Origin of the sequence: Fischerella thermalis PCC 7521 (assembly GCF_000317225.1) — a bacterium.
GTDB lineage: Bacteria > Cyanobacteriota > Cyanobacteriia > Cyanobacteriales > Nostocaceae > Fischerella > Fischerella thermalis.
Window position 1 is genome coordinate 1 of sequence record NZ_AJLL01000045.1, and the last position, 25618, is coordinate 25618.

Here is a 25618-nt window from a genome sequence, read left to right on the forward strand (position 1 = left end):
TTTTAATCATCAAAAAGCCCCCTCTGCTTACTAAACAACAGATGGGGCTTTTGTTATTTTTTTGTTCAAGGTGCGACAATCGCCTCTAAACCGCCTCTAAACCAAGCTAGCTACTAGCTAAAGGTTTAGGAGGGATAAACCCCCTGAAAACATCAGGTGCTTATTGAGAATGAACTAGTCGGTTCCATTTGCAACAAGTAGGCATATTATCAGCGAGGTTTAAGGGTTATGAAGCTTATACAGCAAGCACTTTAACTTGCTTGTCGCCCCTTGAAGTCGCAGCCAAAGCTGTTAAATTGTTGTTCAAAGAATTGGTAAAAGGGATAAAGTACTAGAGTGAATGCCAACAAACCATTCAGACTGTACTTGGTTGAACTTATAGTTTTGAAAAAAAATTCTTATGGCGACAGCAGTTTCTTACCCCAATGCACCTGATCTCACAAGCGAAGATTACGTAGTCATCGGTTTAGCCACGTGCTTCATTAAAGAAGACGGAGAAGTTCATCAAGTTGAAGTTATAGAACCTATTCCCTCGGCTGCTTTAGAAGCGCTTGTCAAAGGAATTCCTACTTCCTACAAGTTTGCTTGTGCCACAACTTTAGGAACTGTTGTGGATGGTGATACACTGCAAAAGCCATCCCATTTTCCGGAGACAGCTCAGTTTAGTGATGAATTTGTGCAACGCACTTTTGCAGCTGCACGCACCTACAAGCGCAAGGAAAAGGCAAAATCCTTAGTCCCTATTGGCACTACCTATACAGATTTTCAATATTCCACCGAACGCAAACGTGTACTGAACGCAACTCGAGTTGTCACTAAAGAAGACAACGTCAAACAGCATTCCCACACTCATAAGGTTCTTTAATGGAGGTGGGGAACTCACCGACCCCTGGTGGGGATTAGGGGGAATGGGGAGATGGAGTGATAGGGAGTAGTAAGTCATTAGCCACTAACAACTAACAAGCAACAAACAACCACCAACAACCAACCACTAACCGCTAACTATTAACCACTAACAAAAAACCAACAACCAACAATACATCTATGCTGAAACTTTACGGTGCCGCTCGTAGTCGTGCCTCAATTGTGCAATGGTATCTTGAAGAATTGGGAATCCCATACGAATTTGTTAAGCTAGACATGCAAGCTGGAGAACATCGTCAACCAGCATACTTAGCAATTAACCCAATGGGGAAAGTGCCAGCAATTGTTGATGGTGATTTGCAACTTTGGGAATCAGGAGCAATTTTACTTTATCTGGATGAAAAGTATGGTAAATTCCAGCACTCACCAGAAGAAAGAGCAAAAATAACTCAGTGGGTTTTTTTTGCTAATTCCACCTTGGCTACAGGCATATTTGTAGAAACCAATCGTGAGCGAGAAATGCCTCGTCTGATGACTCCCCTCAACGAAATTCTCCAACGTCAACTATTTTTGGTAGGTGGAAAATTTACTGTTGCTGATATTGCTGTAGGGTCAGTTTTATCTTTTATTCCCATTATGTTAAAGATAGACTTGAGTTCCTACCCAGCTGTATTTACCTATATGAAACGGCTGTCTGAACGCCCTGCTTTTCAAGCAACTATCGGTTCTCGTAGATAAAGATTTGGTTGGTTGTTGGTTGTTGATATGTTTCTCTAACAACTAATAACTAACAACTAACAACTCACAAGTAGCACCTAACAAATCACAACTCACCGAATTTAACGGTAATTTGTGAATTGCAAAGCTACAGGAAAGTCCTCTTGTTTTATACGTTGAATGACAGTTTGCAACTCGTCTTTACTTTTTGCACTGACACGCACAGCATCACCTTGAATTGAGACTTGCACCTTCTTAAATTCGTCACGAATTAACTTAGAAATTTGCTTGGCAATTTCTTGACTAATGCCTTTTTTCAATTTGATTTCTTGACGAACACGGTTGCCACTAGCTGATTCAACTTTACCAAAATCAAAGATTTTTTGAGAAAGGTTGCGCTTGGCGGCTTTTTCTCGCAAGATATTGTGTACAGATTCTAAGGTGAATTCGCTATCAGTGTTAACAACGATGCTTTGTTCACCCAACTCTATTGTAGTTTGAGTATCTTTGAGGTCGTAACGGCTTTTAATGTCTCGCGCAGTTTGATCGACAGCATTAACTAATTCTTGTCTGTCAAAATCACTCACAATATCAAAGGAATATGTAGAAGCCATAGGAAAAAAGTAGTAGATGGTTAGTTGTTAAGAGTTGGTAGCTGCTAGTTACTGGTTCGTTGTTAATGATTCTTCCAAACAACAAACAACAAAAAAATAACTAACTTGTAGCTTTGGTTATACTTAGTACAAAAATCGTAGCAGTACTCAGGCAACCGATAGCAAACATGAGAGATCGCAAAATGGGAATATTTAAAATATAAAAAACTGAGTAAAAAAATCGTGCTACTAAAAAGGCAATAGCTGCTCTTACTGCTGTGGGAGAATTTACATCTGTGATGTATGCCATTAATGCTGCGGCAGCAAATATCATAAATGTTTCAAAAGAGTTCTGATGTGCCCAGGTTGCCCTTTGAGCATAGGGTGGCAGTTTATCAAACATAGCACGGGGAGCATATAGATCATAGCCTACACGCGCACGGGCATAGCTTACCAATATAAAGGGTAGATAAATCAGCACAGCCGCAGCAGCGATCGCATACAGAAAAATTGCAGAAACAGGAGATGGCAATAATTGCATCAACATAAGTAAAATTTATAATAGTTATTTATAAAAAATTAAACTCCCAGTCTAAGATCCAAAATTTAAATTAGCTGCTTATCTTGTTAACAGCTAAACCAACCTAGGGACACTTGCAAGACAGTTTTCCTGACTTACAATGTGTCCATCATGTTTACGCTTAGCCATTACTTAAGAGTCACTAGTCTTACAGTTGACAAAACTCACTCCTAATAAGTTTTGGAGGGAATGTACCGCTGGCATGAGAACTAATGACTAATCGAAGTAAAACAGCGTCACCAATTTTCTATTTTCTTCTGCTTCTTGACAAGTTTGCAACAGAGTACCACTGTCATGAAACGCAAAGCAAATTAATTGCTGGCAACGGGAGACAATCTCCTTATTGCACAGGTAACTAGCCTCTGCGAGGGACAAATGATCGTTACTAGGATTTTCCACCAAATGCATAACTTGTTCGAGTTGCAGGCGGGATTCATAGGGTTGGCGTTCCAAGCTTTGGGGCAGAATCACAGTTAACAATTTGGGATCGGCCCGCATTGCTCCCTTGATCGCAGCTGAATTTGTACCCGTTGCACCAGAGGTGATGATCTGGTTGCCTGATAAAACCAGGGCGTAAGTCATCATCTCAATCAGATTTTGATGTGTAATCGGGACATGACGGGAACCCAATAAGGCGATTCGTTTAGAACCAGTTTGCTGGATGGTCGCCAGTTCTTGGGCTAATGTATCGATGTTGATAAGGTCTATTGACTGACTCAAAGACGGACGGAATCAGATTAAACAACCTAGATATTCTATCAGACTGAGAGCAAACGCAAAGCTGCTTTAAGTTATATATAGCTACGATTTTTGAAGGAAGGCAGAGGGCAGAGGAGCCACTGCGCCCTTGGAGGTTCCCTCCGTTGTAGCAGGTGGCGTGGCAGAGGGCAGAAGGTATATTTTGACGAGCGCACTTCTGCTTTTTCAGTTTATGGCACAGACCAAGCAAACAGCTACTCAGTTTAGAATCGCAAGCTAACAACGCAGTGGAACCAACTTCAACCCAATAAACTACTGAGGATAGTGTTGTGCCAAAAATTTCTCTGCTTGAGTGCGATCGCGAATCTCTCCATCCAAGGTTGCAGCCAGTAGTTCATCGAGCATTTGCCGATACTGTGGCCCCGGTTTGTAACCAAGTTTCTTTAAATCATTACCATTTAAAATAGGCCGAATATTCGCCCAAACTGTTAAATAATGCCACAGGAGCTTTCTAATAGGGCGGGAACTGTGTAAAGCCACTAAAATCAGCATTGGTAAATCGTAGGCTCTTAGTAGCTTCACCACTTGGCTAGGAAGCTGACAAGTGGGTAGAGCATTTGTGATCTCAATTTGTGCTTGAGCTAATTTTTGCAAGCGCTCAATGCTATCTTCTTGTAATTGCAGATTCTTTGCCACCTTTGCCCGATATGCTGGGGTGAGATAAGCGATCATGGCTTCTAGGCGCATCTGCCAGTGAGTCAGCAGAATTTGTTCAGGATCAAATTTGCGTAAACAGCGTTCTAGCAACCGTAATTGCCGCAATAACTTTTCATCTAGTGTTTTCAGACTCGGATGAATACACTGTAACGCCCCCAAATCTCCGAGTAACTCTAAAGCAGCTTGCCAATAAGTTGCTTCCAGGATGTGTTTAATTTCTGCTTTCAGGCGGGTTTGCAGTGCAGGGGTTTTATGATTTTCTTTGGTAGTGCGATCGTAAACACCACTGTTGATCGCATAACGGATATATTCTTCTGTTTGCGGTTCAATTTTAAATCCAAAACGCACGGCAAAGCGTACACCCCGATATATCCGGGTAGGATCTTCAATAAAACTGTTGGCGTGTAAAACACGAATTTGCTTTGCTTGTAAATCTAGCAAACCACCAAAAAAATCCAGAAGTTTGCCAGCCCGAGGAGGCGTAAGTCTCAGTGCTAAGGCATTAATGGTAAAGTCACGCCGATACAAATCTTGGCGAATAGAACTAGCTTCGACTTCGGGATTTGCAGCTGGGTAAGGATAAAACTCTGTTCTAGCAGTAGCAATATCTAGCCATAAAGAATCTAATTCTGGATCTTTGTGCCAAAGTAAAGCAGCAGTTTGAAAAGCACCGTGAATCTCTAGCCGTGCTGCTGGGTAAAGTTGCTGGAGTGCCTTGGCTAACTCTACACCAGCACCGACATCTGCGGCTTTGTGAAACCCATCGACTACTAAATCGATATCTTGAATTAACAAGCTGCCAGATGCTTCTTTAGCCAGAAGTAAGTCGCGTACTGCTCCCCCTACTAAATATAAATGCCAACCCCGTTGCTTAGCTTGAGCAGATGCTTTGGTGAGTAATTCCCAGAGTTTGGGATTCAGGCGATCGCGCAATTCTCCCAATGTCGGAATCTCAACATCCTCTTCTTCTTGTCTTCCCCCTTCCCTTCCTCTCCTCCTCTCGTGATCATTTTGCTGATGCAACTCCCGCAACACATCAGTGCGGGTGACTATACCTACTAATTGCCCGTGTTCTAATACAGGCAATCTTCCGATATCATAAGTCACCATTAATGACTCAATTTCTGGCAAGGTAGTATCAGGACTAATTGTTTTCAGGTTGATCGTCATGTAACCTTTGACGGGTGCATGACTAAAACCGTGGTGCAGAGCAATATCTATATCCCGACGCGAGATAATACCTAATAATTGGCCTTGGGCATCGACTACAGATAAACCAGAGTGTCCGTAGCGTAATAAAATTCGCTGTGCTTCCTCAATTGTGGTATCCGGGCGAATCGTACGAACCGGGGATGACATCAAATCTCGTGCTATAGGTGGATGGGGTATTTGCGCTTTTAATCCTTCCAATAGCTGATTGAGTATTTCTTGACAATTTACACCCCGCAGATTTAGTGATGTTGCTTGCGAATGTCCACCGCCACCAAATGGTTGAAAGATTTGGTTGAGGTTGACATCAGGAATTCGCGATCGCCCAATTACTGTTAAGCGTGAGTCATCCTCGCCGACAGAATATTTGTTCGCTAACAATAAAGCATCTATTTCTGTCAACTCCATTAATTCGGAGGCTAGACTCGATAAACCTGGTACATAACCATCTGTTACCAGTGTTACCCAAGCGATAGTACAACCTCTTATGCATAAATATTGCAACTTGTCAAGTGCTTCTGATAATAGCTGCTGTAATTGAGGAGATAAGCCAGGTTCTACATACTCAGCAACAACTGATAAATTTGCTCCTTGCTGCATCAACCAAGCTAAGGCGAGGGCATCTCGTGGTGTAGTGTGGTCATAGGTCAGCGAACCTGTATCAACATGGATACCCAGCGCCATAGCCGTTGCTTCTGCTGTCGATAGGGAAATTTGCTGTTTTTGCAATTCTTCCACTATCAGAGTTGTGGTAGCACCTACAGGGGCAATGTGTAATTTTGTTGCGGGGATATCACCATGTTGCTCGAGGTGATGGTCATAAACTATGATTTCTTCAATATGGGGTAAATCTAACCATTCTGCTGCTTTACCCAGGCGATCGCGATATTGAGTATCTACTACAGTCAGAGAACGAATTTTTTTCCCATTAACAGAACGCCGTTCAATCAACTGATATTCATCCCGATATAATGCCAAAAAATCACGCACTGGTGGGTGAGCGCCGCCAGTTAACACAATCTTGCTACCTGGGAGCAAACGTGTCAGCCCTATCGCCGCCCCCAAGGCATCAAAATCAGCTGTTGTATGACAAAGAATTAAATCCATAGTTTAGTCATTAGTCATTGGTCATGGGAGCATATTTAAACGCAGAGGCTAACGCAAAGGAACACAGAGCCTTAATCTGAGCTACTTCGTTTTGTGTTTTGGAAAAATTGGGATGCTCTGTTAGTCATTGAACTAATGACAAATGACAAAGGACAGATGACTAAAATGTTGCAATTTCTGCTAGCTTAACAATAAGGAAGAACATTGGTTTAACCCTGTAAATATTCTATCTTTAAGAATCTTCGCTGTCTTGGGAGAAGGGAAAATGAGTATTATATTCCAAATTGCTTTGCTAGCTCTGGTACTTGTGTCTTTTGCGATGGTGATTGGCGTTCCTGTTGCTTATGCCACTCCGCAAAACTGGAATGAGTCGAAAAAATTGCTGTGGCTTGGTTCTGGTGCTTGGATTGGCTTAGTAATTTTAGTTGCACTCTTGAGCTTTTTCGTAGTTTAAGCAACTGCCGCCACACACAACTAGTTAATAGCATAAAAACAACAGGGGCAACAGGAGCAATCAAAGGATACGGGGGAAAAGGAGAACAGGAGGAAACAGAGGACAAGGGAGACAAGGAGGACACGGGGGACACAGGGGAAAAGCAAGACAAACAGAACATCTCCACTCCTCCCACCTCCCCACTCCCCCTAATCCCCTCCACGAGTCGGTGAGTTCCCCATCCCCCCATCTTCTTTGCTCCTGTTGTCTTAACAGAAGAAATGTATATAGTGGCAAGAGTATAGTTGATTTAGAGGCGGTCATGGCAGTTTTCGAGGGAACTTTTACGCAGACAGAACCTTTGCGGTTTGCATTGGTAATTGGACGATTCAATGATCTAGTTACCACAAAGCTACTAGAGGGGTGTCAAGATTGCTTGAAACGCCACGGTGTCGATGTTGATCCTCATGGTTCGCAAGTAGATTATGTTTGGGTTCCAGGGAGTTTTGAAGTTCCAGTAGTAGCGCGCCAACTTGCTCTTTCTGGACGCTACGATGCCATCATTTGTATGGGCGCTGTCATCCGAGGACAAACACCTCATTTTGATTATGTTTCCTCTGAGGTGGCAAAAGGTATTGCTGCTGCTTCCTTTCAAACTGGTGTACCAGTAGTTTTTGGCATCTTGACGACTGATACCATGCAACAAGCTTTAGAACGGGCTGGTATCAAAAGTAATCATGGCTGGGACTATGCTATGTCAGCCCTGGAAATGGGTAGCCTCATGCGTCAGTTGCGTTCTAAACTAGCTCAGCCATACGCTGGCAATTCTCAATCCTTACCTGCTTCGCTCAAAAGTGCCAGTGCAGGTGAACTTTCGCCATCTGGGGAAGAACTGGGTTAACTCCCATTTTTAAAATTAAGAGGTGGGATTTTCAATTCCTTGTTTGTATTTATGCAATTCTTTTTTTAGGACTTGCCAAACTAAAGGCTGTAGAGGCAATTCCTGAATTGCCTCTATCTAGAATCAGAGTTTTATTGGAAAACTTACGCCGAAACAGTTAAATCTTCTCTGTTTCTTTCCCTGTTTGTGTGCGCTGGCGCGTTAGGCTATCAATAGCATCACCCAAGGCGGTAGTTAGGCTTTTACGAGTTTGGGCATGTTCATCTTGTTCATTTTTCAACGCCTGTTGTAAGCGATCGCGTTCTTTGATGGTAGCAACTAGTTTAGCTTTTAATTCCTCTATTGATTGAATTTGGGCTATTTCTTGCTGAATAGCTGCTGTCGCTACACCATCATTGAGTTGTGCTGCTTCAATACCTTGTAAACGTTGAATTTGTACTTGCAATGATGCGATCGCCTGTTTGGAGAGTTGAGCATCTGTACGGCGTTGTTCTGCTTCAGTGTTATAGAGTTTTCGCCATTTTTCTGCACTTTCCCAAGCAGCATCCCGTTCTTTTTGCAAATGTGCCACTTGCTGTTTCAACGCTTGGATTTCATTTAACCACTGCTGTGTTAATTCTTGACTCATAATAATGTAATGGGTAATAGGTAATGGGTAATGGGTAATGGAGAAGAAAAATACCAATTACCAATTACCAATTACCAACTACCGACTACCAAATTTTTTTGTAAATATTGTTACTTATAGCAAAAAATACTTGCAAACTCCCAGCATAGGAGTAGAATGTTTAGGATTTCATCACAGACACGCGATCGCTTCCATGTCTCAGCCATCTCGTCGCTTTTCCACTATTGATCCTGAAGCTAAAGCACCTACCCTCAAGCGTCTACGTCAGCTTAGCCGCCTGCTAGATAAAGCCATTATTATTCCTGGTACACGTGTTGGCATTGGTTTAGATCCAATTTTGGGACTTATACCCGTTGGTGGTGATTTTTTAGGTGTCATGCTTTCTGCTTACATTATCCTAGAATCAGCGCGCCTGGGTGTGCCAGCAAGAACCTTAGGGAGAATGGTGTTTAATATCATCATTGATGGTTTGGCGGGTACTGCACCAGTATTAGGAGATTTGTTTGACTTTGCTTGGACAGCAAATGAGCGTAATGTCAGACTTCTAGAAGAATATTTAAGGTTTCCTAGTCAAAATCAAAGTGCCAATAAGTGGTTTGTATTCGCAGTTTTAATTGGATTACTATTTGTTGCCATTGTATTAGTAGCATTGCCTGTGATAATAATGAGACTGCTGTGGGGAACCTTAACTGGTAGTTAAATGAGTTTTCACAAAAAGAATGAAAGATTGGTGGCAAGTTACTTTTCCCAAAGGGCGACAAAGTATTACAATTTCTGATGCTCATGGTTATCCTGTACAAATTGCTTATGGAGAAATAGGTACTGGTAGACCTATATTTTTTTTACATGGCATGGGTAGCTGGAGTTATAATTGGCGTCACAGTATTCAGCCTTTATCCAAACATTTTCGCGTAATTTGTTTTGATGCCAAAGGGTATGGATTTTCCGAAAAACCATTGTTACGCAGAGAACACAGTGGTCATCAAGTTATAGAATTCGAGCGAATTATTCAATCACTAACTGATGAGCCTGTGGCAATTGTGGCAGAATCTTTAGGTGGATTAATTGCTCTGGCTCTAGCTCAAGAATATCCGCAACTAATAGCACGGTTAGTAGTAGTAAATGTACCAATTTTTGCCGAAAGTCTTCCCCATTGGGGTATGTCACTGCTTGCTCAAATTCCGTTAGAAGTGATACAAGCAATAGATACATTAGCCTTAGCAAATTTACTAGCTCCATTGGTCAGAGAAGTAATGGCAATAGAAAGGCGTCGGGTGCTGTTTGATCCATCTGTTTTAACACAGGAAGATGTTTACTGGATAACTTATCCATACACAGAACTCAGGGGTACTCTTACCAAAGTAGCCGAAGAGGTACAAATAGCAGTACGGGAAATTGAGAACCTAAAAGCAAATAAACCCAATTTGTTGAGCAAAATCCAAAATCATCTTAGTTCTATCCACTGTCCGACATTAGTATTGTGGGGAAAACAAGATAGTTGGTTTCCTGCTGCTCATGGAGAAAAATTGCATCAACACCTGCCTAATTCTAGGTTAGAAATTCTGCCTAATTGCTGTCATGATGCTTCCACTGGTGCTTCTAAAGTCCTAAATGCAGCAATACTAGAATTTTTACAGGATACACAATTCTGTTAGTTGGTTGTTGGTTGTTTATGGTGGGTACAGACGCGATGTTCCTCGCGTCTGTACATTAGTTATTAGTTAATTGTTGGTTGACACCCCCTCACACCCCATCTCTCCAAAAAAAGAGTGAGAGTCAGCATACCAGTCGCTTTTGACTCCCACCCAAACATTTACCACTGAAGAGAACAGGAATATGCACAAACGTTGTTATTTGTTTAGGGGGCTAAGTGTGGAACAACAACGCCAATACATATGTAATTTCCTGGTGTGGTAAATGTCAAATTTAATTGGGTATTTATTTTTTGTTGCTTGTTATTAGGAAAAATCAACATTTAACAGCTAATAAATCATCATCAATACCCTCTATAATAATGTTTAATTTTGTGTAAACCATTTTTATTTCAATAGGCAATTTTTGTACATATCATATTTAGATATATTTTGAAGTTGCCTTTAAATAATTCAATAGAGGTATACCACATAAGAGATATTCTATTGTGGTACACCCTGATAACAACACCCTTGAAGTCGTTTATCTTGGATTTAATTTAGCTGAATAAATCGGAGCTGAGTTGCCAGATTGGCAAGTATTTTTCATCAAAAAAAATTGAAAAAATACCTATTATTCACATAAAATTATAATTTTACCAAAATTTTGTAGCGTCTTGAACACTGTTTATGATTATCTATATAAAGGCTAAGAAAGACATTTGTTAATTTTATATCGTTTAGATAATTACCTAAATTTTGTCAGTTTTAGCTAATATCTAGGGTGGGTGGTATGACCCTTCATGAGCTATAGCCCCTATCTATAATGGTTGGTATTTGTAGTAGGTAAATATAATTTTTTGATCTGAGGATTTGATTTTGGCAGAATGGCAATTATTTAGTTCAAATCACTAGTATCTTATGGAAAATGTACATAATTTCCATAGAGGAACATGATTGAAACTTCCTCTTTAATATCCTCTTTAATATTTCATAGGACTCTGTGTTCTTTGTGACTGGTGCGGTTTATTAATGCACAAATTTAATTGTGTCACGCTACTACAATTTAAGGTTTACTTTTTCTTATATTTATTGGGTTGAACACAGTGAAACCTAACCTACCTATCTATGAGTTTTTAAAATTCATTTCTTGGCGAAGTGAAAAGCTGCTGCAAGATAAAATACTCCCCTATAAAATCCCCTAAATATGTTTATGGGGACTCTATACATTTCTTTTTACTTTTTAAAGACTATTCTAAGAATTTACTCACGCAACAATGCAGACAAAGAAGTCTGTTTACGAATATCCATCATGCTTGCTAAAGAGTCTTTGCCATCTTTATTAAATTCTGCTTCTGGCGGCAAAACAGTAACTATGGGTTTTTTTGCTTCTGGAGGTGTCTGAGAAGATTCGGGTACTGGTGGTACAAACACTGCTAAATTATTGGTAGGAAGTGGTTCTTGGGGCTTTTGACGGCGTTGTTTCCAGCGTAATTGAGGCCGATGAAGATGTTTTTGAACTTTTTGCTGTTTCGGACGGTTGAGCAAGAGAAAAACGACAAAGCATCCACTGGCGCAACTCAGAGCGATCGCTGCTATCATCTGTAAGGAAATAGGATTATTGGACGCTCTGGTGGTTTGAGGGGTTGTATTGATCGGTGATTCTGCTTCTAGTTGTACAAATTCTGGTTCTTCACGCTCTGCACTTCCTACGTAACCAAGACTGTACACTGCTATAGCAGTAGTACTGAGCAAAGCCAGTAATGCTCCAACAAATAGTAACCAAGGGTGTTGGACTAACAGATGTAGTAGAGAGTTTTTGCTTGTTTGTAGTTCAGATCCACTTTTTACAGCTTCAGTTACGGGTGCTTTTGCCTCCAATGGCTGCTGTACATCTTGAGTATTTTCCATGACTACTTTCAAATGTATACCCCTCTTGTCAATAATTGTACTGGAGGAGTCAGCGATCACGTATCCGTAACAGAATTTCGGATTTAAGTAGCCTTTTTATAAAGAATAAGACTACCCAAACCGAATTATTCTCACTTTTTAGTATTATTTACTACTTAAGTATTACCAAGAAAATCACTAATCTGATGCTGCTACTTCCACAGAAGAGCACCTTGCAACAGCTAGTTGAATTAATTGATCAACCAGTTCTGGGAAAGAAACACCACTGTGTTGCCAAAGTAGGGGATACATACTTGTGGCTGTAAAGCCCGGTAGGGTGTTAATCTCGTTAATCAATACTTCGCCTGTTGCTTCTACATAGAAAAAGTCTACTCTCGCCAACCCGGCAGCATCAACAGCCGCAAAAGCTTGTAAGGCCATTTCCTGGATTTGCTGAGTAACTGCATTTGGCACTGCTGCGGGAATGACTAAATCTGCTTTACCTTCTGTATATTTAGTTTCATAATCGTAAAATTCACTTTTATAGGTAATTTCACCTACCACTGAAGCTTTGGGTTGATCGTTTCCTAAAACAGCACATTCTAATTCTCTGGCAACGACTGCTGCTTCTACAATGATGCGGCGATCATAACTGGCTGCATTATCCAATGCTGCTTCTAATTCTTGACGCGATCGCACCTTGGCAATTCCCACCGATGAACCTAAATTTGCAGGTTTGATGAAACAGGGATAACCCAAAGTTAATTCAATGTCATCACAAAGTTTGGGAAAAACACAAGGATTTGACCAAATTTGGGAACGGTTCACTGCTTTGTATTTAACTTGTGGTAATCCAGCTTGGGCAAAAACCATTTTCATGGCTATTTTATCCATTCCCAGTGCTGAACCTAACACTCCAGAACCCACAAAGGGCACTTGCATTAAAGTTAGTAAACCCTGCACTGTACCATCTTCCCCGTTAGGGCCATGCAGAATGGGAAACCAAACATCGACTTCCCCAACTTGTGGAGGAAATTCCCAACGACTGAGAGATTGGGAACTTGCAGTTTCAGAGTTAGGCAATGACAGTGGTTTTCCTGATGCTAAGACTTGTTGTGGTGTATCTCCTGCCAACCAGTGTCCATCTTTTTGAATGTAAAAAGGCAAAATTTCATATTTACTGGTATTTTGTCCTGAACTCAATGCTTTTGCGATCGCCCTTGCTGAGGTGATCGATACTTCATGTTCGCCAGAACAACCACCAAACAACAACCCTACCCGCAACTTTGTCATTTGCAGATACCTCCACACTTCAAATGCAGATAGCGTAACACAAGCTTAACTACTATTTGATATAGAAATTGAGAGGATATTAAACCGCACCAGGTAAAAAGAGCGCAGAGTCAGGAAGGAAATAAAATTGACAAATAATTAATTGAAATATATTTTGCTTTCTAAAGGGCGTTGCTGAATCAGGATATGAATTTACAATTCACGGGTATGACCAGACGTAGAGACGTAGCAATGCTACGTCTCTACTACGTCTGGTCAATGATTTGGCATCGAACTACAAAAATGTATGCACACATAATTCATGACCAAATTCAGCAACGCCTTCTAAAGCTACGCAAAAACTCTCAAATTCCTCTGCCTTTGTGTACTCTGCATCTTGGTGCTTTTTACTTTATATGATCGGTATGTTTAACAAAAATATTGTCTCCCAACTAGACTTTAAGATTATAAGAGAATTTTCTTAAATCATTATAAATTTCCACTAGCAAAAATTCTTATTAGTTATCATATGGATTTTATGAGAAGTATTAAATTAAAATGAAAATAATTTATGCAAAATCAAGATATAGGAATGAAATTTTATCGCTTTTTAGATGAAATTTATCAAATACATTTACCATCCAAACATTCTTTTTTTGCTTGTCTAGCAAAATTCCCACCAGAAAAACTCTGTTCTCCCAATTTGTTAGGAAATTTATATATAAGATATCAAGCAGCTTGCCATGCTACTAGGGTGATGGTTTATTGTGTTCCACACCTTGATAGTCCAGCTTTACGGGTGCGGAAGCTGAGAATTATTAGTGATGATGATAGTCTCAAAGATGGTGATACCCATCATTATCAATTAAGTCGGGCTTTTAGCAATATGGGAGCAGAATTGTTGATTGCAGATGAAGATTTTGGTAGTTTAGATGATTTGCAAAAAAAACTCGATCCCATGACTGCTGATTTCGTTTCTTTAGTGCAGAATATATACCCCAAGTCTTTAGGGCCTTGGTGTGTAATCGAAATGTTTGCAGATGATTGGATGCGGGCTTTAATGAATAGTCTTTCTCATTCTTTTCCTCTTATTAAAGAAGAACCATATTTTGCGGAATGTTTTTCCCAAGGTGTGGAAGAAAGACATGCCCAGGAAGCGCGAGAAATCACCAAGTTTATTTTGATGCGATCGCCAGAATTACTAATACCAACCATGGAAGGTGCAAAGATGATGGCTACTGGGCTAGATAGGTTTTGGTTTGGTTTAGAAAAGTTATTAAGAGATAGTCAGTAAGAGCATCTTAAAAAGAGAAAATTTTATATCATAATCAACAGAAATTCATACTTTCTATTAGACCTTTTTTAGTTTTATTTTGGGTGGCTTCTACAAAAGCTTGAAAAATACGTTGATGGTAGGGGTCATCTTTAGATAACTCTGGATGCCATTGTACGCCGATCGCCCAAGGATGATCTTCGTGTTCTACGGCTTCAATTAACCCATCTTCCACTGCATGAGCCACAGCACGCCAACCAGAAGGTAATTTGTGTACTGCTTGATGATGCCAAGAAACTACGGATATGTGAGTTTGTTGAATAAAATTTGCTAGGCGGCTATCTTTATGAATTTTGACTTTATGTTCAGTAGGGAAGCGCTTACCTGGTTCGGGGTCAAGACGATGTAAAACGGAAGTACCGTACACATCTGGTACATGGGGAATCAAACTACCACCATCAGACACTATTAATATCTGTAAACCTCGGCATATACCTAATACTGGTAGATGATTTTTTAAAGCAAACTCAGCTAATTTGAGTTCAAAAGCATCGCGATCGCAATCTACCGAATAAATGCTGGGATGGTACGACCCGTTGTAACACTTGGGGTTGATGTCTCCACCACCGGGAATAATCAGACCATCGAGAGGTTCTAAAAGAATCGCCGGATCAGTTTCTCCAGGAGGTAATAGAATTGGTGTACCGCCTGCTGCTCGTACTGCATCTAGGTAAGCAGCAGGTAAAGAAAAGGGTAATGCTTCTTGACGACCATAAGTTGTAATACCGATCAAGGCTGGTCTAGACTTTCTACTCATCGTTTTTAGTTGCTCCTAGAGTTTTGAGAGTATTTATTTGGGCTTTGGTGAGATTAACTACACCTGTAATATCCATGCCTTCGTAAAGTCTTGGCGCTCTTAATAATTCGTGGAGTTCGCCCGTTTCCACATTCCAAAGTCTAATTGTTCCATCTTCACTGCTGCTAGCTAAAATGTTACAATTCGGACTGAAGTTTACTGACCAAATCCGTTCCTGATGTCCTGTAAACGTAGTAAGGATTTGACCAGTATTAATATCCCAGACCTCGACAATCGGTTTTTCACCACCAACAGCGAGGAAACGACCATCGCTACTAAAGGCTACCGCCCTCACCCAACAAGTTTGTCCCTTCAAGGTTTTCCAGCACTCACCAGTATTTACATCCCAAATTTTGACGGTTTCATCTTCGCTACCACTAGCTAAAAACTTGCCATCAGGACTAAAGCGAACCGATCGCACCCAACCATTGTGTCCTCTCAAAGTTTTGAAGCACTCACCACTATTTACATCCCAGAGTTTCACAGTCCGGTCTTCGCTACCGCTGGCGATCGCACTACCATCTGGGCTAAAAGTAACTGACCAGACCCAATTTTTATGACTTTCTTGAGTTTGGCGGTATTCTCCCGTGTTGATATCCCAAATTCGTAAAACTTTGTCATCGCCACCACTGACGAGGCGATCGCCATCGGGACTAAAAGCAACACAGAGTACTCGATCGGTGTGATCTACCAATGTTTTCAGGAGTTGACCTGTTTGCACATCCCATAACTTAATACTTTGGTCATCACTACCACTGGCGATCGTGCTACCATCCTGACTCATGGCAATTGTACGTATCCGGTTGGTATGACCCGATAGAAATTTGTAGGCTTCGCCAGTCTCAATGTCCCAGAACTTGAGGCTTTTATCGTCATTACCACTGACCAAGATATTACCTTCAGGATGGAAAACTATCGACCAAGCCCAATCAGTATGTCCTTGCAAAGTTTTCAGACATTGACCAGTATGAACATCCCACAGCTTGACAATTTTGTCATCACTACTACTGATCAATACGTTTTCATCAATAAAGGTGACTGACCAAACCCTTGCAGTATGTTCTGATAGTGTCTGTTGACGCTGACCAGTGCGAGTATTCCAGAGAATGATCCGATGGTCTTCGCTGGCGCTAGCTAAGATACTACCATCAGGACTAAAGGCGACTGAACGTACCCAACCTGTGTGTCCCTCTAAAGTTCTCAAGTGTTGTCCACTAGGGATATCCCAAAGTCTGATTGTATAATCATCACTACCACTGGCTAAGGTCTTGCTATCTGGACTGAAGGTGACTGCGCGTACCCTAGCAGTGTGTCCCTTGAGAGTTGTCAAATATTCGCCAGTATTTGCATTCCATAAAATCACAGTTTTGTCACTGCTGCCACTGGCTAAAAAACTGCCATCAAGGCTAAAGGCGACTGACCGCACCCAACTTGTGTGTCTTTCCAAGATTTTGGTACATTCGCCAGTGTGAATATCCCACAGTCGGACTGTCCGATCTTCACTCGCACTGGCTAAAGTTTTACCATTGGGACTAAAAGCTACTGACCAAACTCTTTCTCTGTGTCCGGTAAGAGTTTTGAGACGCTGACCTGTCGTGGTGTTCCACAACATTAAGGTTTTGTCATCGCTGGCACTGGCTAAAATTTCACCATCAAAGCTAAAGTAAACTGAGCGAACCCAATTTGTATGGCCTTCGAGAGTAAGAAATTGATGACCATCTGCATGTCTGAGGTGAATTTTGCTTTTGGTATCGCCCATCGCAATTAGAGATTTGCGAGAACTAGATGCTACTGCTAAAACCGTGCCAAAGGCTTCAGTAAAGCGAGATTTATCTAAATCAGCACCAATAAATTTAACACCGCGTAAATCAGCACCCCGCAGATAGGCTTGCCAAACTTTCAAACCAGATAAATCAAGCCCCGATAAACTATAGTCTAAGTAACGCAGTAAGTTTAAGATGTTGCCGACTGCATATCCTTTTCTGTGTAATTTCGGATCTCGACGCCGCAGGGGATGAACTAGTTTACTTTCAACATCGGTGATGTTTTTGGCTACAGGTTTAAGAACTAATTCTGTTTGACAATGGCGGACATAGTCTTTAGCGGTTGCTTTAATCAGGGGATAGGTATTAAATATTTGCCAATCTCCAGAGTTAATTTCCTCGCTGACTTGACGTACTAATAGCGCAATCATGTATTCCATGACGACATTTTGTAGAGTAAATTTGCCGTCTACGGTTTCAATGAGCGATCGCCTTTTTAAATTCTCTAGACTTTCAATGATTTGTGAAAACATGGATTTTTCCACCATGTCTTCAGATAAATCTTTGACATAGACTGGTTCGCGGTTAATTGCTAACCAGTACATAATTTCTTGTTCCAGTTCTGTTAACCGCTCAAACTGGTTATCTAATAAAGTTTCAATTCCAACAAATTGGGTGATTTCTTGGGCGATAAATTCGGAAACATTGCCATTAAATAAATCTTTAATAAATGTAGATAAGATTTTGAGTGCCAAGGGATTACCACTGTAGAGTTCCACTAGTTGGCGCATTTCATCTACTGAACCAGAAAGCCCTTTATCTGCCAAAACTCTCACGGCTTCTGGCTGTTGTAGACCTTGCAACAATAGGGAACGGATCGGTAAATTTTCCCCACCCTGAAGAGCAATTTCCTTGGGTTTGGTGCGACTAGTCAACAGCAGACAACTTTGATGAGATGATTGTCCAATACGCTGTATTAAGATACTGTAATCTTCGTATCCTTCTCGATATTCATCTGCATGGACGCCATCAGCGAGAATCGATTCAAAGTTATCTAATATCAACAAGCAACGTGCAGAACGTAGGTAATCAAGTAAGCGTGAAATTTTATCACTGATACTACCTTTAACATCAACTAGTTGCTGGTCTGAGAAAAACTTGATTACGTCATCCAATATTGTTTCCAACTTCGGAGTCTCACGCAAACTACGCCAGATAATGTAGTCAAATTCCGACTGCAACTGCTGCAACAGCTTCACAGAAAGAGCTGTTTTCCCTAATCCTCCCATACCCAAAAGGGCAACTACACGACAGCGATCGCTAATAATCCATTGCTCTAATGTATTTAGTTCATTTGTACGCCCATAGAAAATAATTGTGTCGGGTGCATCTCCTAAATCTAATTTGCTTTCAGGTCGGGAATGGTCGCTTTGCTCAACAGACAATTCCTGTGATTTTTGAACATGAGGATGATTCCCGATCAAATCTGGTTTGTGGATTGCAAACAAAGTCACTAACTCTACTCGTTTTCTGATACCAAATGTTTGGTAGAGCCGTTCTAAATATTTTCTCACTGTCACAGGTTTAATATTCAAGGCATCAGCGATCGCTTCATTAGATTCTCCTGCCAAGATTAAACGTAATACCTCTTGTCGTCGTGGTGTTAGCTGTTTCAAAACATCATCTAACTGTTGTTGGTTCATGTTGTTTGGCATTTTGCCAACTTTACATACGCTTTTAGTGACCGATTATTAGCTTACATCGTAAAAACATCTGTGACACCTGTCACTTATACTTATTATTCGCTGTATAGCAGTTACTAATAGTCATTATTTTACCTCAAAAGCTATTGACATCCAGATATCAGCCGTGCAATACTTGTCACTAAATACGACAGATAGTTTCCGCAGTCACTTTTCATAGAGTCACAAAAGGCGAGTAATTCGGTCTAATTCTTAGTCACACAGGTAGAACATCTGTCTCTTTTGGGATAGTCATAACCTTTACCACTTTTGACTAAGAATACAGCGAAAGCTTAGTAAATGGTTCAATCTATGCCCAAAGAGAGCAACGAACTTAACGAAGTTGACAAATTACTGGTTCAGCTACTAGTAATTCTCATTGGCAGTTGGCAAGAAACTGGTTTTGGTCGTATTGAAATCCAGAGTGAGAAAATTAAACATGACCGAATCGCAGTCACGATTTTGGGTTCTACTCATTATCGGTATGTCATCAGCGATGAAGATTTAAAAAAGTGGTGGAGAGTGGGCAAAAAGCTGAATAAGAACACAATTGAATAAAGATGTAATATTGTATCCGACTAATTGCTTACGATATAAAGCTTGGTAATTGATAATTGGTAATCGGTGATTGTTAAACTGTATTTTTCTTCCCTGTTACCCATTACCGCCCCCAACGGATAATATAAGTCCTCAAGCGGAGATGATGTAAGTCTCCAAAGCAATTGCATAGTTGTGATGACTAGCAGCTTGGAACAACAAGGAAATGCTCAAAAGTGATCACCTCGCCCTGATAAATTGTGATTTTTTACGAGGCAGGAAAAAGTATCTAGTATACTTCCCTGTCTTATTTTTTAGCCAAATTTTGTCATGTAGGAGAGAAATTATATGGCTATGAAAAAACATCAATACAGTGCTTTATTTAGGTTCGTTACCAAATTCCTGAAATACTTTTTGCTGACTTTAGTTGGTTTTGCGATCGCTTATGTAATGTCAATGAGTGTCGGCGCACAACATCTTCTAATTATGATCTTGCCATTATTTACAGGACTGGTTTGGCGAGCAGCAATTGTTCTATTGTGTTTAGTAGCAACAACCGTCGTCTTTGAATCATTACGTTAGGTTATTTAAGAAGGCAGAACGGAAGAGGATTTGACTTGTTTGTTCCATTCATAGCGAAATTCCTTTACCAAAACTCTGTGTCCCTTTGCGTTTCAAAACACTTCTTGGGAGAACCATTTATTACTAAATCATCATCACTTTGGAGAGGAAAAATATGTCAAACAAAAAAAATAGCACCCTTTGGGTAGGGGTGCTTCCACCAATATTAATCATCTTAGTGACAGGATCGCTGTCCTTGGCAATCCTTGATAAAGAAAATCGTCCTGCATATTTTGATATTGCCAAAGTAGCTGTTGGCTATGCTTTTGGTTCCATGAGGTTGCAGGGAAATAGTAATGACACAGAAAAATCAGACAATTCAAACTGATACCACTTCCCTTACCTCCACTGGTTCACCCGTCAAACTAAAAGCGCGAACTTCGCTGATTCTTACCTTAACTAACTTACCTTTAAGTTCGTTGATGTCACCAGTAAAGAAAGTTAGACGGTTAGTGCGGGTACGTCCCATGACCTGGGTTTTGTCTTTAGGGTTTTGGTCTTCTACTAGCACTTCTTCTGTGCGTCCCATATAACGTTGCGATCGCTCGGCTGCGATTGTCGCCACTAAATGGTTTAATCTTTGGAGGCGATCGCTTTTCACCTCTTCACTAAGTTGATTGTCCCAAACTGCGGCGGGTGTTCCTGGGCGGGGAGAATAAGCAGCAGTATTCAATTGGTCAAAACCAATATCCTCGACTAACTTGAGTGTATTCTCAAACTGTTCTTCTGTTTCTCCAGGAAAACCAACAATTGCATCAGCACTAATCGCCGCATCTGGCATATACTCACGGATTGTGTTGATAATCCGGCGATATTTTTCATGGGTATAACCCCGTGCCATGCGTTTTAATACTTCGTTATCCCCAGATTGAAATGGAATGTGGAAGTGTTCGCATACCTTCGGCAATTCTGCACAAGCGCGAATCAAGCGCTCAGTAAAATAACGGGGGTGGCTAGTAGCAAATCTAATTCTTTCCACTCCCGGAACATCATGCACATAGTACAGCAAATCTGTCAATGTATGCTGGTGACGACCTTCCGGTGTTACTCCTGGTAAATCCCGCCCGTAGGCGTCAATATTTTGACCCAAAAGTGTAACTTCCTTGTAACCCTGACGCCCTAGTTCCTCCATTTCGGCGCGAATCGCCTCTGGTGTCCGAGACTGTTCCACACCCCGGACATTCGGTACTACGCAATAAGTGCAGCGTTCGTTGCAACCGTAAATCACATTCACCCAAGCCGTAACCTTACTATCCCGGCGTGGCTTAGTAATATCCTCAATAATATGAATTGGTTCTGTGGCTACAACCTGGTTGCCATCAAATACCTGTTGCAATAAATCTTGCAGACGGTTAGCATGTTGCGGCCCCATGACTAAATCTAATTCTGGTACTCGGCGCAGTAGGGCTTCTCCTTCCTGTTGAGCAACACAGCCTGCAACAATTAATGTTAAATCCGGTTGTTCGTGCTTGCGCTTTGCTTGCCTGCCTAGATAAGAATATACTTTTTGCTCTGCATTATCCCGGATAGTGCAGGTGTTATAGAGTATTACATCTGCCTGATTTGGGTCTTCTGACCACTCAAAGCCCATGTCTTCTAAAATGCCAGCCATACGCTCTGAGTCAGCTTTATTCATTTGGCAACCGAAAGTAGTTATGTGATAATGGCGGCGTGAAGTGGTCATGAGCAATTACACTTAAGCACTAAAATTTAAAGATTTTCCTATTATTGTATAAACTCTAGCTGCCAATTAACATCTGGCGTGGATTGAGATTATAACAAAAATCAAGCTTTTAGCTTTTAGAAACAAACACTCATAGAACACAGATTGACGCCAACGCACCATCTATCTGTGTGCATCGGTGTGTATCGGTGTTCGATTTCTCCAAAATATAGTGGCTTGCGGTTAAGTCTAGTAGAGAAAAAACGAACACGGATGAACACGGATGAACACGGATAAGAGGGATTAACTTAAGAAATGTTGGCACTAGTTACACCAACAATAATCACGATACATTTAAATTGCCTCTTGGTAACTGTACTAGTTAATCAGATAGCTAGACTACACACTCAGGAAATTGCCGCTTCAAGGCTGAAAACACTGGACAAGGGGTTGAAGCTTGCAAATTCTCTGGTTTACTCCAAGTAAAAGGCGCTTTTTGAGCAGCAGACATCCACAACAAGCGTTTTGCCCGTGTCATGGCGACGTAAAGCAAACGATACTCTTCAGCTGTTTTCAGGTATTTCGCTTGCTCCCAAGCTTGGGTAACATCTGGTAAACTCCCTTGATTGTGAAGTGCAGCGCGAATTTGGGCGCGCGCAACTTCTGATAGGGTAAAGTCTCCTAAAAATTGGCTTTGGGGAGGAACCCAGAAGCGACCGGGTATCAAATTTTCATGCACAAAGGGAATAAATACGTAGTCCCAGTCCAGCCCTTTGGCTTTATGCATGGTGATAATTGTTAATTGACCGCGACGGGTATAACGAGCTTCTAAATCTTCTGTTTCTACAGGTTCAAATCTTTCGGAACTGACAATTTCACTCAGGATACCCAGCATGTTTGTCATGGAAGCATGACTAGCTATTTGCAAATTAACCCTTTCTGCAAGTTTGTCAGCAGTTGCTAGTTCTGCTTGGTCGTAATTTAATGCTAAAGCCAGGAAGGAAATTAGTTGATACAGAGGTAGTTCCATCCGGGCGCGTAGTAAACTCCGACACAAGTGCGCGGCTTTTTGTACTGATTCCGGTTGGGGTGGAGACAAGGGGCCTGGATACAAGAATTCTTCAGGTACAGAAGCAGGGGCGTTGAGGTCTTGAGTAGGAATTAACTGCCGTTCTACAAATACTTCTAAAGCTGCTTTCAAATAGTCGGGTGAATGGGGGCGATCGCAAAATTGCAGTAATGCTAAAATTTCTTGCGGTACATGGGAATGGCGTTCACGTTCTCCCACATCATAAAGTGTAATTTGATGCTCTTTACATACAGGTGCAAGTGCCTCTGCCAACCATTTCCCTTGACGGTTTTCTCTAACTAATATTGCTGCACTAAAAGAATTTGGTGCTTGAGCAAACAACTCAATTACTCTTTGTGAAAGTAATTGTACTGTGTGATGAATATCACGCGGAGTATACAGTTCTAGTCCCCGCCCGACTGGTTGAGGATTCGCATCGGTTTGCGGATCATCTGGATCAACAAGGCGAATGGTTTGAGGACGGAAGGGGGTAGGGAAATTTTGACTCTTGGCTTGATAGGCACTATTGACCCACTGCAAGACGAAATTGGCAGCATCAATGATAATTTTGGTGCTGCGTCCTGCTTGATCCATTGTTGCCAAGCGGTTTTTCTGGTTGCAGTCTTCGCAAAACTCACGGAAATAAATTGGGTCTGCGGGGGTAAAGGTGGAGTTAATCGCTTGGTTGGGATCGCCGACACGAATCAAGTTGGGTTGGTCGGGGTTGTTGGGGTCGGTGGCCAGAATTTGTAGTAGTTTGGTTTGTAGTGGACTAGAGTCTTGGGCTTCGTCTTCAAAAACCGCAAACACTTGGTTTTGTTCGATTCTACGGGCGCTAGGATTTTCTAGTACTCGCAGTGCAGCTAAAATCATGTCGTCGTAGTCAATAAAGTCGCGCGATCGCATTAAATTTTGATACTGTTCGTACAATCCGGCAGCAACAGTTAAAATTTCATAATTATCTATAGTTTGTTCGCTGAAGCGTCGTAAATCTTCTGGCAACATTCCCGAACTTTTAGCCTCATGAATCACGGTTGTTGCCAAGTCTGGCAATACTTCTGTTCGCAATACTGACTGACGACGCAATCTTTCTGTTTCTTCGCCGTCAAATTGTATACCTTCTAGTAAGCGAAAATAATGTCCTGGATGGCTAGCAATCCATTGTTCGACAGCAGTACGGATGAAACGGTGACTTTGGGTTGGTGTAATTAATGTGACATTATCTAATTGTAAGCCTGACAAATTTGGATGACGACTGGCAATGTTCAAAGCCAGACCATGCAGAGTATGTACAGCAAAACCAGTTTGAGGTAAAGATAAATCGTCACGCAAGTATTTGCGGATTTTCGCTTTGATATTAGCAACAGCAGAACGAGTAAATGTTACAACTACCAACTGTCGGCGTTCCGACGAACGCGAAGAATTTGAACGCTGATATTGACGAGCGATCGCAATCGCCGCCGCCGCCGCCATTCCCGTAGATTTACCAGCACCAGGAACCGCAGAGACAGCCAATGGTCCAGAGTACCAATCAGCCATTTGTTGCTGTCCGGGACGCAGACTATTGCGAATTTTTAAAATCGCACTTTCTCTCAAAGAAGATGAGGGCGAGCGAGGATCAGTTTGGTTGTTGGTTGGTGGTTGGTGGTTGATGGTGGTCATTTGTTATTTGTTAGTGGTTAGTAGTTAGTAGTTGATAGCTATTCTCCTCACACTCCCCACACTCCTCACACTTTCTGCTCCCCAATCCCCAACAACTACTCATCTATCTGCCAAGAATCCTTTGTCAGTTCCTCATCCAAAATTTTCTTAGGTAGAACAACCACTATTACTCGTCCCAACAGAGGTACTTCTGGTGCAGTTTCAAACCATTGAAAATCTAATTCTCCAGAGTTGTCTACTACAAAGTAACTACCTGAGTTCCATTCCCGTTGCGCGCGATCAATAACTACCATGACTGGTTCTGGGTTACTTTTTGTTTGGCTGGGAAGGCGATCGCTATTACATAAAATCACCACAGGATCTTCTGCACCTAATATTGTTTGCCAACCTGGTAAGGGAACCCAAGCTTGTTCTCCAGCAAACTTAACGATGCGGAAAGGTTCCATTTCTTCTACTAGGGGAACTGCTTGCAGGTCTTTTGGTGTTAATGGTAACTCGCCTACTACTGGTACAAGACGAGGTGTTTCTTCGGCTGACTGTGGTCTGTAATAGGGTAGAATTGGTGCTGTTTTTTTGGGTACGACTGTAAAATCTGTGAGTAACTGTTCTATTTGCTGCCTAGCAGTTTGCGTATGGGCAAACTTTAAGCCTTTGGCGATTAAACGCGATCGCGTTTGAAAATCTGAATTTTGACGGGCAAGTTTCCAACATTGATAAGCAACTGCATCTCCGGGATGCTGAGAAAAGCCCTCTGGAGGATTACGAAAACGAGAGAAATCTTTGATTGCTCTAGCTATTTCCCGTGCTTCGTCAGCATCAATTTTGTGTTGAAAGGTAAGCGTAGCGGCGGCGGCTCGTTCTTCTTGAGTCAGCAAGCGTAACTCGTACAAGATATCGCTACCGCGCTGTTGATAATGAGAGATCACATCTTGCGAGGCTCCTGCTTTTTCTATAGAGTTGTAGACTTGTGCGCCGACAATCACCTGATTCTGTTGCACTGGCTCAAAACCTGTGGCTTCAAAAATCGCTTGTGGACTGTAACCTGCTTTTTGTAGATCAGCACAAGCTTGTCCCCATTCCACCCAGCAACCTTGTTTTTGTCGCAGTTTTATTAGCAATTCTTGAGCGATGTCATTGTGATCGTTGTTGTTGAGATTTTGAGCGTGGGGTGGTTGGTCAGTCATAAGCAAT

The 25618-nt window shown here is 41.5% G+C and carries 23 protein-coding genes; 11 read left to right on the plus strand and 12 right to left on the minus strand.

All coding sequences use genetic code 11. The features are described 5' to 3' along the window. Positions 1-400: 400 nt before the first annotated feature. A complete protein-coding gene (locus UYK_RS0110150) occupies positions 401-865 on the plus strand; it encodes a hypothetical protein (RefSeq protein WP_009460019.1) in 465 nt (154 codons plus the stop codon). 179 nt (positions 866-1044) lie between these two features. After that, positions 1045-1602: a glutathione S-transferase family protein gene (locus tag UYK_RS0110155; protein ID WP_009460018.1), complete on the plus strand. Its 558-nt coding sequence runs from the start codon at positions 1045-1047 to the stop codon at positions 1600-1602. A 101-nt stretch (positions 1603-1703) separates the two neighbouring features. Here UYK_RS0110155 and UYK_RS0110160 read toward each other — a convergent pair whose 3' ends face one another. The 4 genes from UYK_RS0110160 to UYK_RS0110175 form a co-directional block, all read right to left on the minus strand. Next, complete coding sequence (locus tag UYK_RS0110160) at positions 1704-2195, minus strand: YajQ family cyclic di-GMP-binding protein (protein ID WP_009460017.1); 492 nt, start codon at positions 2193-2195, stop codon at positions 1704-1706. 100 nt (positions 2196-2295) lie between these two features. Further along, positions 2296-2721, minus strand: coding sequence for an MAPEG family protein (locus UYK_RS0110165; protein ID WP_016871355.1), 426 nt, complete (start codon positions 2719-2721; stop codon positions 2296-2298). A 249-nt stretch (positions 2722-2970) separates the two neighbouring features. After that, on the minus strand, positions 2971-3474 hold the full coding sequence (locus tag UYK_RS0110170; RefSeq protein WP_009460015.1) for a DNA-processing protein DprA: 504 nt from the start codon (positions 3472-3474) through the stop codon (positions 2971-2973). A gap of 291 nt (positions 3475-3765) precedes the next feature. Next, entirely contained in the window at positions 3766-6486 is a 2721-nt protein-coding gene (locus tag UYK_RS0110175; RefSeq protein ID WP_009460014.1) for a CBS domain-containing protein, read from the minus strand. Positions 6487-6751: 265 nt separating this feature from the next. Between UYK_RS0110175 and psbZ the strand changes: the two genes are divergently transcribed. Together psbZ and ribH are read left to right on the plus strand one after the other, a co-directional pair. Next, positions 6752-6940 carry a photosystem II reaction center protein PsbZ gene (psbZ, locus tag UYK_RS0110180; protein WP_016871356.1) on the plus strand — a complete coding sequence of 63 codons (189 nt, stop codon included), beginning with the start codon at positions 6752-6754 and terminating at the stop codon, positions 6938-6940. A 301-nt stretch (positions 6941-7241) separates the two neighbouring features. After that, entirely contained in the window at positions 7242-7820 is a 579-nt protein-coding gene (gene ribH / locus UYK_RS0110185) for a 6,7-dimethyl-8-ribityllumazine synthase (protein ID WP_009460012.1), read from the plus strand. A gap of 157 nt (positions 7821-7977) precedes the next feature. Here ribH and UYK_RS0110190 read toward each other — a convergent pair whose 3' ends face one another. Beyond that, positions 7978-8448 carry a hypothetical protein gene (locus UYK_RS0110190; protein WP_009460011.1) on the minus strand — a complete coding sequence of 157 codons (471 nt, stop codon included), beginning with the start codon at positions 8446-8448 and terminating at the stop codon, positions 7978-7980. A 193-nt stretch (positions 8449-8641) separates the two neighbouring features. Between UYK_RS0110190 and UYK_RS0110195 the strand changes: the two genes are divergently transcribed. Together UYK_RS0110195 and UYK_RS0110200 are read left to right on the plus strand one after the other, a co-directional pair. Next, positions 8642-9148 carry a DUF4112 domain-containing protein gene (locus tag UYK_RS0110195; protein ID WP_026086424.1) on the plus strand — a complete coding sequence of 169 codons (507 nt, stop codon included), beginning with the start codon at positions 8642-8644 and terminating at the stop codon, positions 9146-9148. Positions 9149-9167: 19 nt separating this feature from the next. After that, a complete protein-coding gene (locus UYK_RS0110200) occupies positions 9168-10103 on the plus strand; it encodes an alpha/beta fold hydrolase (protein WP_009460009.1) in 936 nt (311 codons plus the stop codon). Between the two features lie 1239 nt (positions 10104-11342). On the opposite strand, the gene UYK_RS0110205 is transcribed toward UYK_RS0110200, so the two are convergent. After that, positions 11343-11990, minus strand: coding sequence for a hypothetical protein (locus UYK_RS0110205; protein WP_009460008.1), 648 nt, complete (start codon positions 11988-11990; stop codon positions 11343-11345). Positions 11991-12167: 177 nt separating this feature from the next. Then, positions 12168-13262 (minus strand): D-alanine--D-alanine ligase family protein, encoded by a 1095-nt coding sequence (locus UYK_RS0110210; protein ID WP_009460007.1) that lies wholly within the window; start codon positions 13260-13262, stop codon positions 12168-12170. A 186-nt stretch (positions 13263-13448) separates the two neighbouring features. Between UYK_RS0110210 and UYK_RS26070 the strand changes: the two genes are divergently transcribed. Together UYK_RS26070 and UYK_RS0110215 are read left to right on the plus strand one after the other, a co-directional pair. After that, positions 13449-13661 carry a hypothetical protein gene (locus UYK_RS26070; RefSeq protein ID WP_009460006.1) on the plus strand — a complete coding sequence of 71 codons (213 nt, stop codon included), beginning with the start codon at positions 13449-13451 and terminating at the stop codon, positions 13659-13661. A 151-nt stretch (positions 13662-13812) separates the two neighbouring features. Further along, complete coding sequence (locus UYK_RS0110215) at positions 13813-14535, plus strand: hypothetical protein (RefSeq protein ID WP_009460005.1); 723 nt, start codon at positions 13813-13815, stop codon at positions 14533-14535. A 34-nt stretch (positions 14536-14569) separates the two neighbouring features. Here the strand turns inward: UYK_RS0110215 and UYK_RS0110220 are convergent, their stop codons facing one another. Both UYK_RS0110220 and UYK_RS0110225 read right to left on the minus strand, forming a co-directional pair. Further along, the gene (locus UYK_RS0110220; protein ID WP_016871357.1) at positions 14570-15331 is read right to left on the minus strand and encodes a gamma-glutamyl-gamma-aminobutyrate hydrolase family protein; all 762 of its coding nucleotides are present in this window, start codon (positions 15329-15331) and stop codon (positions 14570-14572) included. Then, positions 15324-18848, minus strand: coding sequence for an NACHT and WD40 repeat domain-containing protein (locus UYK_RS0110225; protein WP_235182322.1), 3525 nt, complete (start codon positions 18846-18848; stop codon positions 15324-15326). Before UYK_RS0110225 ends, UYK_RS0110220 begins: the two co-directional genes overlap by 8 nt. A gap of 327 nt (positions 18849-19175) precedes the next feature. On the opposite strand from UYK_RS0110225, the gene UYK_RS0110230 reads away from it, so the two are divergent. From UYK_RS0110230 to UYK_RS0110240, 3 genes are all read left to right on the plus strand, one after another. After that, positions 19176-19433, plus strand: a complete 258-nt coding sequence (locus tag UYK_RS0110230) for a hypothetical protein (RefSeq protein ID WP_009460002.1) — start codon at positions 19176-19178, stop codon at positions 19431-19433. 327 nt (positions 19434-19760) lie between these two features. After that, positions 19761-19994: a hypothetical protein gene (locus tag UYK_RS0110235; RefSeq protein ID WP_009460001.1), complete on the plus strand. Its 234-nt coding sequence runs from the start codon at positions 19761-19763 to the stop codon at positions 19992-19994. A gap of 154 nt (positions 19995-20148) precedes the next feature. After that, positions 20149-20361: a hypothetical protein gene (locus UYK_RS0110240; protein WP_009460000.1), complete on the plus strand. Its 213-nt coding sequence runs from the start codon at positions 20149-20151 to the stop codon at positions 20359-20361. Here the strand turns inward: UYK_RS0110240 and miaB are convergent. From miaB to UYK_RS0110255, 3 genes are all read right to left on the minus strand, one after another. Then, the gene (miaB, locus tag UYK_RS0110245) at positions 20353-21717 is read right to left on the minus strand and encodes a tRNA (N6-isopentenyl adenosine(37)-C2)-methylthiotransferase MiaB (RefSeq protein ID WP_009459999.1); all 1365 of its coding nucleotides are present in this window, start codon (positions 21715-21717) and stop codon (positions 20353-20355) included. The genes UYK_RS0110240 and miaB overlap by 9 nt on opposite strands. 373 nt (positions 21718-22090) lie before the next feature. Next, on the minus strand, positions 22091-24427 hold the full coding sequence (locus tag UYK_RS0110250) for an ATP-dependent helicase (protein ID WP_009459998.1): 2337 nt from the start codon (positions 24425-24427) through the stop codon (positions 22091-22093). 95 nt (positions 24428-24522) lie between these two features. Further along, entirely contained in the window at positions 24523-25611 is a 1089-nt protein-coding gene (locus UYK_RS0110255) for a RuBisCO accumulation factor 1 (protein ID WP_009459997.1), read from the minus strand. Positions 25612-25618 lie beyond the last annotated feature (7 nt).

Bases quoted from the DNA above. Each gene is read 5' to 3' on its own strand.
- UYK_RS26070 (WP_009460006.1), top strand. From the start codon at position 13,449: ATGAATTTACAATTCACGGGTATGACCAGACGTAGAGACGTAGCAATG.
- UYK_RS0110165 (WP_016871355.1), bottom strand. From the start codon at position 2,721: ATGTTGATGCAATTATTGCCATCTCCTGTTTCTGCAATTTTTCTGTAT.
- UYK_RS0110175 (WP_009460014.1), bottom strand. From the start codon at position 6,486: ATGGATTTAATTCTTTGTCATACAACAGCTGATTTTGATGCCTTGGGG.
- UYK_RS0110210 (WP_009460007.1), bottom strand. From the start codon at position 13,262: ATGACAAAGTTGCGGGTAGGGTTGTTGTTTGGTGGTTGTTCTGGCGAA.
- UYK_RS0110230 (WP_009460002.1), top strand. From the start codon at position 19,176: ATGGTTCAATCTATGCCCAAAGAGAGCAACGAACTTAACGAAGTTGAC.
- UYK_RS0110225 (WP_235182322.1), bottom strand. From the start codon at position 18,848: ATGCCAAACAACATGAACCAACAACAGTTAGATGATGTTTTGAAACAG.
- ribH (WP_009460012.1), top strand. From the start codon at position 7,242: ATGGCAGTTTTCGAGGGAACTTTTACGCAGACAGAACCTTTGCGGTTT.
- UYK_RS0110160 (WP_009460017.1), bottom strand. From the start codon at position 2,195: ATGGCTTCTACATATTCCTTTGATATTGTGAGTGATTTTGACAGACAA.
- UYK_RS0110240 (WP_009460000.1), top strand. From the start codon at position 20,149: ATGTCAAACAAAAAAAATAGCACCCTTTGGGTAGGGGTGCTTCCACCA.
- miaB (WP_009459999.1), bottom strand. From the start codon at position 21,717: ATGACCACTTCACGCCGCCATTATCACATAACTACTTTCGGTTGCCAA.
- UYK_RS0110200 (WP_009460009.1), top strand. From the start codon at position 9,168: ATGAAAGATTGGTGGCAAGTTACTTTTCCCAAAGGGCGACAAAGTATT.
- UYK_RS0110215 (WP_009460005.1), top strand. From the start codon at position 13,813: ATGCAAAATCAAGATATAGGAATGAAATTTTATCGCTTTTTAGATGAA.
- psbZ (WP_016871356.1), top strand. From the start codon at position 6,752: ATGAGTATTATATTCCAAATTGCTTTGCTAGCTCTGGTACTTGTGTCT.
- UYK_RS0110155 (WP_009460018.1), top strand. From the start codon at position 1,045: ATGCTGAAACTTTACGGTGCCGCTCGTAGTCGTGCCTCAATTGTGCAA.
- UYK_RS0110205 (WP_009460008.1), bottom strand. From the start codon at position 11,990: ATGGAAAATACTCAAGATGTACAGCAGCCATTGGAGGCAAAAGCACCC.
- UYK_RS0110220 (WP_016871357.1), bottom strand. From the start codon at position 15,331: ATGAGTAGAAAGTCTAGACCAGCCTTGATCGGTATTACAACTTATGGT.
- UYK_RS0110255 (WP_009459997.1), bottom strand. From the start codon at position 25,611: ATGACTGACCAACCACCCCACGCTCAAAATCTCAACAACAACGATCAC.
- UYK_RS0110190 (WP_009460011.1), bottom strand. From the start codon at position 8,448: ATGAGTCAAGAATTAACACAGCAGTGGTTAAATGAAATCCAAGCGTTG.
- UYK_RS0110250 (WP_009459998.1), bottom strand. From the start codon at position 24,427: ATGACCACCATCAACCACCAACCACCAACCAACAACCAAACTGATCCT.
- UYK_RS0110150 (WP_009460019.1), top strand. From the start codon at position 401: ATGGCGACAGCAGTTTCTTACCCCAATGCACCTGATCTCACAAGCGAA.
- UYK_RS0110195 (WP_026086424.1), top strand. From the start codon at position 8,642: ATGTCTCAGCCATCTCGTCGCTTTTCCACTATTGATCCTGAAGCTAAA.
- UYK_RS0110235 (WP_009460001.1), top strand. From the start codon at position 19,761: ATGGCTATGAAAAAACATCAATACAGTGCTTTATTTAGGTTCGTTACC.